The following is a 12,778-nucleotide window of genomic DNA, read 5'->3' as shown; positions in this document are numbered from 1 at the left end:
CTTTTTAATAGTGATTAGAACGTTACTTTCAGATTAACACCTAAGCTGCGTACAGTAGGGATCTGCAATGTTTCAAGTCCCTGTCCGTTCCCTGTATTGAATGCTGTTTCAGGATCGATGTTCGGTACTTTCTTGTCGATGTACCAGAGGTTACGTGCTGTAACAGTAACGTTTACACCCTGTAAACCCCATTTGTGAGTCAATTCCTGTGGCAGTGCATAACCCAGTTTTACTTCACGCAGTTTGATGAAAGAAGCATCATATACACTGCTTTCATTCAGAGAGCTGCTGTACACTGATTTGTAGTAACGCTGTGCAGGTAAAATGGCTGTATTCTTTTTACCATCAGCAGCAGCTACCCCATCAAAGATGATCCCGTCATGATATACGGTTTCTCCATTAGGTGCAGGTGTTGAATGATTATCCAGTTTGATAGCTGTTCCCTGCTGATTATTATTTGCATAGTAATAAGGCAGGCCACCATGTTCTTGATCACGGCCCGGCATACTTGCTGCCAGCACACCTGTATAAATACCGGTGTAGTTAGTACCTGACCAGATTTGACCACCCTGACGTGTATCGATCAAAAAGCTAAGAGAGATGCCCTTGAAAGAGAATGCATTGTTTACACTACCTGTCCATTTCGGCGTAAAATAACCCAGTATTTTTTTATCATCTGCAATCACAGGTGTACCACTTGCACTCACCAGTATCTGTCCCTGATCATTACGTTTGTAAGCCTTACCATATAAAGCGCCATAACGTTGTCCCTTGCTGGCCAATACTTGTATGTTACCGGAACTACCCAGTACATAATTATTCAGTAAACCTTCTTTATCCAGCTCTATCACTTTACTCACATTTCTTGCATAGTTGAAATTAACATCCCAACGGAAACCGGAAGCAGTAGATACAGGCGTTACACCCAATGTTACTTCCACACCGTGGTTATTAATCTGCCCACCATTTAATTGTCTTTGTAAGTTTCCTGTTGAAGCACTTACATCCGCCAGCAGAATCTGGTTAAAGCTGCTGGAAGTATAATAAGTGATATCTGTTCTGATACGGTTATTCAGGAAAGCTGCTTCCAGACCAACTTCTGTAGATCGTGTAATCTCAGGTTTCAGATCTTTCGAATAATATTTATCACTCACAGTTTCCAGCGGAGCGCTGCCAAAAGGCTGATTAAAAGGATAAGTATTGACAATGCGATATGGATCGGTATCCTTACCTACTTCAGCCCAGCCACCTCTGATCTTTAACATAGATAACACAGGACCTGAAATATGTAATGCATCACTCAGTACCACACTTGCATTTACAGAAGGATAGAAATAAGAGTTATTATTAACTGGCAAAGTAGATGACCAGTCGTTACGCGCTGTTACGTTCAGGAATGCATAATCCCTGAATGATAATTGTGCGGAAGCAAAAGCACTATATACTTTTAAACGGGATAAATAACTGGTGGAGATCAACGCATCTCTTGAGTTGTTAAGTGTATACACATCTTTCACTGCCAGTCTGGGCGCCTGCTGATAGTTCTGCTCGTACTGGTTGGTACGGATATTACCACCTACCAATCCATCAATAGTAAAATCGTGATTTATTTTCTTGTTGGCATTTAATGTAGCCTCTGCATTGGTTTCTGTTACCACGTAGTTATCTTCTGTATAAGAACCATACGGTGTACCATTTGTATAATAAGCTACTTTGTATTTACGCTTATCATTATAAGTATCTGTACCTATACGTATATTGGCAGAGAGCCAGTCCAATACCTGATAAGACAGCCGTGCATTACCAAGGAAACGGTTACGCAGCTGACCAACGGTATTTTCATTCTGTATCCAGTAAGGATTGCTGTAGTAACTATGGTTCCAGTTGAAATCCGTACCATCTGCATTCTTATAATTACGCAGTAAACGGGTATCTACCTGGCGGCCAAACCAGATGAACTGCAATGTAACACTGTTACCACGTTTACCATCCACACCTGGTAGGTTATCAGCACCCGCTCTTGTATAGTTAGCGAAAGTACTTAACGTTAACTTAGGTGTGATACGGTAAGTATTATTAATGGTGAAAGTATTACGGGTGATACCGGTATTAGGCAGGATGCCCGTTTGTTTGGTATTGTTGTAAGAAAAACGGTAATCCATTTTATCATTACTACCACCAACAGACAATCCATTATTTAAGGTGTAACCTGTTTTATAGAAATCTTTTACGTTATCAGGATGTGCAACAAACGGTACAGCTTCTCCATTAGAGAAAAACTGTTTGATTAAACGGCCATCCATCTTAGGTCCCCAGCTCTCATCCACACCATCATTCAATCCACCGCCTTTACCATCTACATAAGAGAATTGTCCGCCGGAACCCTGTCCGTATGAGTTCTGATAAGTAGGTAATACCAGCAGGCTTTCAAAAGTAGCACCGGAATTTACTGTTATACCTAGTCCTTTTTGTCCTTTGCCGGTTTTGGTTTTAATAACCAATACCCCTGCAGAGGCGCGGGAACCATACAATGCGGCGGCATTCGGTCCTTTCAGTACGTTCAGTGATTCAATGTCATCAGGATTGATATCCGCAATGGCATTGGCAAAATCACGACCAGTACCAATACCCAGCTGACTGTTATCTACCGGTACTCCATCTATAATAAATAAAGGCTGATTGTTACCAGCGATGGAAGTCTCTCCACGGATAATGATACGGGAAGATCCAAGGTTACCCTGACTGTTAGTCACGGTTACACCGGCAATCTTACCTGCCAGTGCATTTACCAGGTTGCTTTCTCTTGCTTCCGCAATATCTTTTGATTTCAGCTCCTGTACAGCATAACCCAGGGAACGTTTTTCCCGGGAAATACCCAATGCCGTTACTACAACTTCATTCAAATGGCTTTCAGAACTTTCAAGTCCAACATTGATTGTTTTGTTGTTGCCAACTACTTTATCTACCGCACCATAACCAATAAAAGAAAAATGGAGTGTATCGTTAGCGCCGGCAGTAATGGAGTACTTTCCATCAACATCCGCCTGTACGCCGCGGGAAGTTCCTTTTACGGTAATAACTGCTCCAGGGATACGCTGGGCATCTGATTTGGAAGTCACTACCCCCGTAATCTTTGAATCCTGTGCATAAGCAGCCTGCAGTCCGAATAATAGCAGTAACAGGATTTGTAATTGTTTATTCATTTGTATCAGTTTTAAAGATGGAAGGCAAAGCATTGCCAGGCCACCGCGGGAAGCGGCAGCAGTCGTTATAGATTGATTATTTAATCAGTGATAATTAGATACAACACCCCGAAGGTACCAGGTGATTTATGGCAAACTCAGTTGGACCAGTACAGACGCCGGTAGCAGCGCCCCTATTAAAAATATAGGTTGTGAACATTTATCTCTTCGTTAATTCAGGGCAAAATTAACATAACTTTTATTAATCTACAAAACAAGTAGACTAAATAAGACAAAATAACATGCAAACTAGAATAGATTCAATCATTTAACTGCATCCTCGGCTAATAAACCGGCATCCTGCAGCAGTTTTTTAATAGCAGGATCATTGCCATATTGGGTAATGGGGGCTTTCAGATTTTTGGCGTCCAGGGTTAATTTATCATATCGGGGGTCAAAAGAAGCGGCAAATGCATTGCCATAGATGAGGTTAGTCCAGGCATGATAAGGCTCATATCTTCCATAACCTCTGTATTGCCAGAACTGGTCCATCTGTTGGGTAAATTGCTGTAAAGCAGCCCGGAACTCCACTTCCGTGATTTTAGCAACAGGAGTATAATGTTTTTGCGATTGTAGCTTTTCCTTTCTATATAATGTAATACTGAAATGTGTGCCGGTGTCTTTCCTGGCAGCAGCCACTGCCTCATCAATAGATTTATACCCATCATCTGCTCCGTCCGCACAGAACATTTGCAGGGAATCCTGTTTCTTAAAGTATTTTAAAGTTGTACAGAAGTAGAGGTTATCAGAAGAGAGGTGTATCATATACACTCTGTCATTTGCATTCACTTTCTTCACAATCTCCATATGTTCCTGCTCATCAGCTTTGCTTGTGCGTCCCATCATTTTCACCTGACGAAAGGCAGGGTCCATCCTTTCCACTATCATCTCATCATCGTTAATAGTAAGATGGCACAATGGCGCTTTACCTGTGCTGTAAGTATACCACTCCCCTCTCTGGGCAAAAGCTGCAGAGGAAATAAACAACAGCAGGAAACAATATCTGATCATAATTAGCTTTTTTGCATGATACTGATTAATATTTTCTTTTCTCCCTCATCCAGATTATTACCGGTAGTAGAATCCGCAGGAATGAAATGTCTTTTAAATGCTTTAATCGTAGCACTGCTGTCTCTTGTATCATACCCTATTATACGCAGGGCCTGTAAAGCATTAAAGCCTTCCGGTACTGTAATGGCAGTAGTATCATACCACAACCCAAAACCTTTCTCTGCCAGTTGTTGCCAGGGGAAATAAGCACTGGGATCTACCTTCCGGGAAGGAGCAATATCTCCATGCCCGATAAAATTAGCCGTAGGAATATTGTACCGGTGACGCAGGGTATCCAGCAATACAATCAGACTATTGATCTGTTGTGGTTGAAAAGGCTGAAATCCGTTATTATCCAGCTCAATACCAATAGAGGCAGAGTTCATATCCGTTACATTACCCCATTTGGCAATGCCCGCATGCCAGGCCCGCAGGTAATCGTTCAGCATATGATGCACAGAACCATCGCTGCATATTACATAGTGTGCGCTCACTTGTGTACTTGTCAGGGTAAAAGTACGGAAGGTACTATCACAGGAGCCTTGTGCTGTATGATGGATAATCACGTAATTAGGCTTACGCAGGTTAAAATTGGTGGTCCCTATCCAGGCAGATACCGGCGGAATATCATTCACCGGCTGCTGCTTTATAATATTGGCATATTGTTTTGCCTGTTTACGGTATACTTTATTAGTAGCAGCGTAAGGCTGATGCGCACAACTATATATAACAACTACTGCCAACAGCAGCAATAAATGGGAAAACGCTTTCATTGTATTAAGTTAATGATTATCTGACTAATGCAAAACCGGTGCCATCAGCAGGAATAAAAAAACCGGCTCCTGCAGAAGGAGCCGGTTCATATATAATTTGATTACTTATTTCAACTCCTGAGAAAGAGAATAAGGAGCATCCTTATCTGCAGTTCCTCTGTTTTTGTTAGGCACTGCATCCATATCAAAAGTGATGATACCACCCTTCATCATTTCGTTATGATCCAGCCAGTTGTTGGTGTAAGGCTTCGCATTGAATGTTACCGCCTTTACATAACGGTTTTCTGCGCTGTTTTTAGGAGCAGACAATACCAGTTTCTTGCCGTTTTCGAAGGTGATAGTCGTCTTCTTAAACAGCGGGGCACCAAGTACATACTGCTGTGTACCAGGACAAACAGGATAATATCCCAATGCACTGAACACATACCAGGCAGAAGTTTGTCCGTTATCCTCATCACCGCAATAACCATCTGGTGTTGCTGTATAGAGGCGGTTCATTACTTCTCTCACCCAATACTGGGTTTTCCATGGCTGACCTGCATAGTTATACAGATAGATCATGTGCTGAATAGGCTGATTACCATGTGCATACTGACCCATATTCATGATCTGCATTTCGCGGATCTCATGGATAGTACCACCATAGTAACTGTCGTCATATACCGGAGGCATAGTGAATACGGAATCCAGCATTTTCACGAACATATCCTTTCCACCCATCAGGGTTTCAAGCCCCTGGATGTCATGGAATACGGACCAGGTATAATGCCAGCTGTTCCCTTCAGTGAATGCATCACCCCATTTGAACGGATTGAAAGGAGTCTGGAATTTACCATCCTTGTTCTTACCACGCATCAGCTTAGTTTCAGGATCAAATACGTTCCTGTAGTTGCGGGCTTGTTTGGCAAACCTTTCTATTTCAGCAGCAGGGCGTTTCAGTTCCTTTGCCAGCTTGTAAATAGTAAAGTCGTCATAAGAGTATTCCAATGTACGGGCAGTATTCTCATTGATATCTACATCGTAAGGAACATAACCCAGTTCATTGTAGTATTTCACACCAGCGCGACCTACAGAAGTAAGCGGACCGGAATTATTACTGTTCTTGATCAAAGCTTCATAAGCGGTATTGATATCAAAACCTCTTACGCCTTTTAAGTAAGCATCTGCAATCAGGGAAGCAGAGTTGGAACCGATCATACAATCGCGGTGACCGGGGCTTGCCCACTCAGGTAACCAGCCACTTTCTTTATATGCATTCACCAGACCTTCCATAATATGGGAGTTCATGGATGGGTACATCATGTTGAAGAATGGGAAGGTAGCGCGGAAAGTATCCCAGAAACCGTTATCTGTAAACATGTAACCTGGTAATACCTGGCCATTGTAAGGGCTGTAGTGCATTACTTTACCCTGTGCGTCCATTTCGTAGAACTTACGGGGGAACAGCATAGCACGGTACAGGCAGGAGTAGAAAGTACGGACCTGTTCGGAAGTACCACCTTCTACAGCAATTCTGCCCAGTTCTTTGTTCCAGGCAGCTTTCGCTTTGGCTTTCACCACGTCGAAAGAGCTATTACCAACTTCCTGTTGCAGGTTCAGCGCAGCCTGTTCAGGGCTGATGAAAGAGGATGCTACTTTTACATTCACCTTTTCACCCTTCATAGTAGCAAAACCGATTACGGCACCTACATGATTTTCCTTAGCTTCTGCTTCGCCTCTGTATAAAGTACCATTTTTAAAGGTAGATACGAAGGTAAAAGGCTTGTCGAAGGTCAGTTCGAAGTAGTTCTTAAAGTTAGAAGGTACACCTCCGCTGTTCTTGGTAGTATAACCAATGATTTTATGTTCAGCAGCCAGTACTTTGATGTAAGAGCCCTTGTCGAGTGCATCGATTACTACAAAAGCACTGTCTGTTTTAGGAAAGGTAAAGCGTATTACAGCGGCTCTTTCAGTAGGTGTGATTTCTGTGGTCACATCATGATCTGCCAGGTATACGCTATAATAATAAGGACGGGAAACTTCTGCTTTGTGGGAGAACCAGCTGGCCCTGTCATCTTCTTTGAATTTCACTTTACCTGTAACTGGCATGATAGCGAACTGGCCATAGTCATTGATCCATGGACTAGGCTGGTGAGTTTGCTTAAAACCACGCAGTTTGTCAGAATCATAGGTATAAGCCCAGCCATCTCCCATTCTGCCGGTTTGTGGCATCCAAAAATTCATACCCCAGGGGCATGCGATGGCAGGATAAGTATTACCGGTGGACAGCGATCCTTTTGAGGCTGTTCCCATCAGTGGGTTTACCCACTCTACAGGATCAGCTACGCTGTTCACGGTTTGAGCATTTACGTAGCAGGTAGCCAGCATAAGCGCGGAAAAGAGGATTGTCTTCATGTTGAGATCTTCTGGAATTTTAGCATGTATAAAGTCTGTAAAAATAGCTTTTCGGGAGAAAAAATACGGTTTATTTTATAAACGGCCTAAATGCTACATCATCGCCAGTAGCAAGGCTAAATTGTTTTAGCATATCTTCATATTATTAATTAATATGTGTTTTCACGGGTAACGGACTAAACCTTGTTGGGGTAAAGGGAGTCCAATTGTGAGGGAGTGAGGAAATATGGTAGTATCTGTAGGCATGGTCCCTGTTCCCTGACATGACTTAAATCGATCGATTATAGTCATTCACCGATTAAAAATCAGTATACGCTTTTTTTTATACTGAGTAAACACATTCTGTCGTTAGTTTGTATGAAGTTGATAAAGAGAGAGTGATAAACTTTTTGTTAACTTAGTATCTACCTGAGAAATACGAAACTGACATTGTATCGTTAATTTATTATAGAGAGTAAATATTCTTCCTGCGTTCAGTAAACCCCAATCCTCCATAGTTTTTAAAATTATATCATGAATAGATCTTTTACCTCAGTCGCTTTAAGGGTCGTGCTTATCAGCACTTTTTGCAGCAGTGTGTTTGTAGCCTGCCGTAAGGATAGCAAATCCGGTACAGATACAACCGGTGGTACAGGTACCACCACCGCGGTTACAGATGAAGATTCTTTGAAATACCTCATGTATCACACCATGCAGGTATCTTATGTAGACGGTGGCCGCAGTACCACCACTTCCCTGCCGACTTACTACTGGTATTCACAGGTGCCTACCCTGAACCCCTTAAGCAGTACATACGCCACCGCAGATGCCCTGCTGGAAGTGATGAAAACATACTCTACAGGAACAGGTACCACTGCCCTGGACAGATATAGCTTCCTGGACCGTACCGGCTCTCTTTCCAGCGCTCTGCAAGACGGTGTTTCTGAGGTAAATAAGAAAATAAGTGCTACCGGCAGCTTAGGGATGGAAGTAAGCTACGCTTCTGATGGTACCAAAACATACCTCTACATCCTCTACGCAGATAAAAACTCCCCGGCAGGTTTGCAGGGCCTCACCCGTGGTGATGAAATCACAGCTATCAACGGGGATACCGCTATCTCCTACGATGGTTCTTCCGGTGCCCATACAACCAAAGTAGTGAACGCTATCTATAACTCCAGCTCTGTTACCCTCAAGGTGACAAAAGGATATACCAAAGCCGTTAACACTTACACCGTAAACGCCGGTACTTACAATATCAATCCGGTATTATTCGATACCACCTACACTATTGGCGGACAAAAAACCGGCTACTTTGTATTCTACACTTTCACCAGCACAATAAATACCCAGGGCGCCTACACCAATACCAAAACGATACTCGACAACCTGTTTGCGAAGTTCAAATCATCTGGTGTTACCAACCTGATTGTGGATCTTCGTTACAACGGTGGAGGGTCTGTTACTACTGCGGAATACCTGGACAGCGCTATCGCGCCGGCATCAGCTGCCTCCAAAGCAATGTATTACTATCTCTACAACGACAAGCTGACTGCCAATATGGATGAAGCCGGACTGGAAGCCAGTGTAAACTTCCCTTCCACCACAGGCGGCCTTGCATTAAACAACGTGTTCTTCATCACATCCAAAAACACGGCTTCTGCCAGCGAATTAACGCTGAACAACCTGAAGCCTTATATGAGTGTGAAACTGGTGGGTGACAGTACTTATGGTAAACCTGTAGGGTTCATCACCTTTACGATCAACAAATATGATAGCACGCATACCGAGAAATACCTGGCCGATTTATACGCTATTAACTTTGCTACCCAAAATGCAAATCACGTTGGCGGTTATTATTCCGGTATAGCGCCAGATCAGGCGGCCTATGATTATATCAATGTTCCATGGGGTAATACCAACGACAACAACCTGGAATATATATTCAATTATATCAGCAATGGTAGTTTTACAAGGGCTTCTGCACGTACTGCTACAAGTACGCTTAACCTGCGGGCTTCCATACCTACCTCTATTGCATCTCCACGCTTCAATGGCATGGTGGATTACAGACTGGGTAAACGCTTAAAGAACTAATCTTTCTTATACTTATATGCAACTGGCGCAACCAGAAGAACGTTCTTCTGATTGCGCCAGTTTTTTTATTTATCTGTGTTGATCATAGTAGTTAACCGTCAGTGCATTTTTCAACACCTGTATACCTGCGGGTGCCAGCATAGGTGTATCAGAAACACCGGCCACTTCTTCCAGTTGTAGCAATGTCCGTATACCTACCACTGCAGAACTAACCACTGGCTGTTCCAGTACAAACCTCAGTGCTGTCTGTGCAGGACTTCGTTCCGGACCGGATAAATTCGCCACCGCCTTCGCCGCTTCTGTGATCTCTTCTTCTTTATAATTAAAGTAAGGTTCAGCGGGTTTACCAGCCAGCAATCCTTTAGCAATAGCACCTCTCACCAATAACCCTATATGTTCATTATGCAGTAATGGCAACATACTTTCTTCAGGTCTTCTGTCCAGCAGACTGTACTGCATCATTACGCTTGTGATATTTGAGCGTTTCACATATTCACGGATCACATTGGGCCTGATAGAGGAAATACCATAATACCTGATTTTACCTTGTTGCTGTAACAGCTCAAAGGTTTCTATGACATCATCAATAGGATCTTCCATAGTACCACCATGCAACTGGTAAAGATCTATATAATCAGTTTTCAACCGGCGCAGGCTTTCTTCTACTGCCTTGAGTATATATTTCCTGTTGGTATTCCATTCCCATCCGCTGCCATCGCTTTTCCACTGGTTACCTACTTTAGTGGCAATGATCGCCTCTTCACGTCTACTTTCCAGGGCTTTCCCAAGTTGTGCTTCATTTTGTCCATGCTGATAGAGATCTGCGGTATCAAAGAAGTTGATGCCTTTGTCCAGTGCGTTATGCACCAGGGAGATATTGTCAGCAGTGCTATCGCCTAAAGACATACATCCAAAGCCGATTTCGCTGATATCAAGGTTAGAGTTGCCCAGGATTCTGTAGTTCATGGGCCTAAGTTAAGAATTTATGAATTCTCCCCACCTAACAGCGTATCCCTTTCTGTGATTGTTTTTATGAATCCATTTACAGGATTGTTAATATATTCCATTTTCGTATATCTTATATTACTCACTACCCCTTTGATCTGCAGATATTCATCCAATGTCCTTTTATTGTCCAGTTTTAATACCAGACATTTCCTTGTTTCATCCTGAAATAACTCATGATCAGGGGGATATACATCTTTCCTGGCCTTCCAGTAATGACTTACAATCTCATAAATATATTTAACCCCTTTGCCTTCCACATAATGAGCGAAATAACGAAGCGTTCCTTCTCCCAGGGCAGGAAGAAATGATTTATAATCAAAGAATGGCATCTCCGTATTTTCCAGATAATAGATCTGCGCGATATCCTCTTTTTTTATAAACGGAATAAAAACAAATGTTTCATCTCTCTTATATTCTTTTCCCTTCTGAGGATGGGTCTCCCTGAGTAATTTTACAGCTTCCGTATTGATAATATACGAAATCCGGTCTTTTAACAAGCCGTTAGTCACGTCCTGTCCAGGACAGAATGGAATACCACAAGCATCAGGTGGCATTTGACTGTTCATATTCTCTATTTGTTCAAGAGTACCATGCCCGGGATATAAAAGGTATATCCCCATTACTTCCTTGCTCAGTTTGTTTTTGCCTTTTTCTCTGTAATAGATTATATCCCGGTACATATGCAAACGGTCCATATCGGTACTGTAGGGAAGATCAGGCAGATTAGCATCTTCAGATTTGACCACTCTATATTTAGCATTGAAGAGATAAGTGAGGTATAGTTTATCCGGAAGATCTCTCTTCCTCACTCTTAGCACAATATCCGGGCGCACTGATCCTATCACTGCCCCTGAATCATTTTTATCAAATTTGTTATCATATAGTAGTTCCTGGTATAGTTCTACAACATCTCCATTATCAAATTCAAATATGATCCGGGAACTCATATCCTTGTCCGCAGACAAAATGAATTGGTCCGGCATAGTTTCTGGCATTTTTATCACTTTAACCTTTTTACCACCCATTGATTTAATTAATGCCACCATTTCAAGGAAACACCATAGCATATATAAATAGTCAATATTCTTCAACTCTATTTCATACAGTCCTTCAAACAACCGGTACCCTTTCTTTAATTTTTCCCAGTCTTGACGTAGCGCATCATATCCGTTCTTATTAGCGAGTACATATGTAACCTTTTCTACAGTATCTATATCCCCAACTACCCGAAAAAAAGGATGTTCAGGCATCCGGCCCAATGCTTTATAAGCAAATTCCAGTTGTGCTCTATACTCATTTGTCATCTGTTTACAGACTTCATGTGCATTCACCCGTTTATATATCCGCTGAAACTTATCAATAATATCTTTCAGCACAAATTTCACAAAACGGTTCTCATAATTGTCTTCCAGGGGGAGGCTCCCATGTACAACAAAGTATTTATTAGGGTCCCCGGAATATCGCTCTATTTTTTCTTGCAACTTATCTGTAACAATCCTTATGTCTCTTAATCTCTTTGCCTTCTCTACTCTTGTATACTGATTATGTGGATGCTCGAAAATGACTTGAAAATTGCGAAGAATACGTTTATAAATGTTATCAAAAAATATCCACCACAACATATCACTATACCCTCCGGGAACACTATCAGTATTATGATAAGAGATCTTCATATAGTCAAGTACCAGCCGGGGATAAATAACTTCAATATCATTTATCATCACTGGGAAATGTTTTTTCAGGGTCATCCTTACTGAAAATATTTCAAATCTGAAAATAACTGTTTTGGGAATAGTCCCCGCATCATAATTGATATTCAAATCAAAAAAGCCAACGTCATTTTTAAAACAGGCAGTCCCCCAAACTATAAACGCTCCGTATGTTGTTTCCTTTACTTTAAATACTCTTGTGACCTTTTTATCTTTAGAATAGATCCTTGGATTAGATATATCACTCAGAAATTCTACGTTAATACGGTACAGCCTGTTTTCGAAAAAAACCGGATGCTTAACTGCTGTAATCTTCCCCTTGTTCAAATCATCTTTTACAGGATCCCATATAGAGAATTCCTCCAGCAAAGGCATATCTGAGAATAAGTATTCTGTGACGAAATACTCTTCTGTATCTCTTTCCTTCGTTTTAATAAATGTTTCGTGAAAATAACCATCTGTATCCTCTTCCTCTTCCGACACCTGGATCAGAAAATCTGTGTGTCTGATAATTATTACGTCCATA

At 41.8% G+C, this 12,778-nt stretch carries 7 protein-coding genes; 1 reads left to right on the top strand and 6 read right to left on the bottom strand.

Translation table 11 applies throughout. The annotated features are described in order from the left end of the window. Positions 1–14: 14 nt before the first annotated feature. The 4 genes from BMW86_RS13940 to BMW86_RS13925 all read right to left on the bottom strand — a co-directional run bounded on the left by BMW86_RS13940 (position 15) and on the right by BMW86_RS13925 (position 7,459). The gene (locus BMW86_RS13940) at positions 15–3,203 is read right to left on the bottom strand and encodes a SusC/RagA family TonB-linked outer membrane protein (RefSeq protein WP_089782351.1); all 3,189 of its coding nucleotides are present in this window, start codon (positions 3,201–3,203) and stop codon (positions 15–17) included. 303 nt (positions 3,204–3,506) lie between these two features. Further along, positions 3,507–4,253 (bottom strand): hypothetical protein, encoded by a 747-nt coding sequence (locus BMW86_RS13935; protein WP_089782350.1) that lies wholly within the window; start codon positions 4,251–4,253, stop codon positions 3,507–3,509. A gap of 2 nt (positions 4,254–4,255) precedes the next feature. After that, a complete protein-coding gene (locus BMW86_RS13930) occupies positions 4,256–5,065 on the bottom strand; it encodes an N-acetylmuramoyl-L-alanine amidase (RefSeq protein WP_089782349.1) in 810 nt (269 codons plus the stop codon). A gap of 105 nt (positions 5,066–5,170) precedes the next feature. Then, complete coding sequence (locus BMW86_RS13925) at positions 5,171–7,459, bottom strand: GH92 family glycosyl hydrolase (protein ID WP_089782348.1); 2,289 nt, start codon at positions 7,457–7,459, stop codon at positions 5,171–5,173. Positions 7,460–7,972: 513 nt separating this feature from the next. Here BMW86_RS13925 and BMW86_RS13920 point away from each other — a divergent pair. Continuing rightward, positions 7,973–9,535: a S41 family peptidase gene (locus BMW86_RS13920; protein WP_089782347.1), complete on the top strand. Its 1,563-nt coding sequence runs from the start codon at positions 7,973–7,975 to the stop codon at positions 9,533–9,535. Positions 9,536–9,604: 69 nt separating this feature from the next. Here BMW86_RS13920 and BMW86_RS13915 read toward each other — a convergent pair whose 3' ends face one another. Continuing rightward, positions 9,605–10,501 (bottom strand): aldo/keto reductase, encoded by an 897-nt coding sequence (locus BMW86_RS13915; protein WP_089782346.1) that lies wholly within the window; start codon positions 10,499–10,501, stop codon positions 9,605–9,607. 17 nt (positions 10,502–10,518) lie between these two features. Further along, positions 10,519–12,777: a DUF2357 domain-containing protein gene (locus BMW86_RS13910; RefSeq protein WP_089782345.1), complete on the bottom strand. Its 2,259-nt coding sequence runs from the start codon at positions 12,775–12,777 to the stop codon at positions 10,519–10,521. Position 12,778 lies beyond the last annotated feature (1 nt).

The sequence above is a fragment of the Chitinophaga sp. YR573 genome, from assembly GCF_900110995.1.
Lineage (GTDB): Bacteria > Bacteroidota > Bacteroidia > Chitinophagales > Chitinophagaceae > Chitinophaga.
Note: the sequence above shows the minus strand (reverse complement) of the source record. Positions and strands in the feature narration are given on the sequence as shown.

Coding starts and splice junctions, on each gene's coding strand:
- BMW86_RS13940 (WP_089782351.1), bottom strand. CDS start 3,203: ATGAATAAACAATTACAAATCCTGTTACTGCTATTATTCGGACTGCAG.
- BMW86_RS13935 (WP_089782350.1), bottom strand. CDS start 4,253: ATGATCAGATATTGTTTCCTGCTGTTGTTTATTTCCTCTGCAGCTTTT.
- BMW86_RS13930 (WP_089782349.1), bottom strand. CDS start 5,065: ATGAAAGCGTTTTCCCATTTATTGCTGCTGTTGGCAGTAGTTGTTATA.
- BMW86_RS13925 (WP_089782348.1), bottom strand. CDS start 7,459: ATGAAGACAATCCTCTTTTCCGCGCTTATGCTGGCTACCTGCTACGTA.
- BMW86_RS13920 (WP_089782347.1), top strand. CDS start 7,973: ATGAATAGATCTTTTACCTCAGTCGCTTTAAGGGTCGTGCTTATCAGC.
- BMW86_RS13915 (WP_089782346.1), bottom strand. CDS start 10,501: ATGAACTACAGAATCCTGGGCAACTCTAACCTTGATATCAGCGAAATC.
- BMW86_RS13910 (WP_089782345.1), bottom strand. CDS start 12,777: ATGGACGTAATAATTATCAGACACACAGATTTTCTGATCCAGGTGTCG.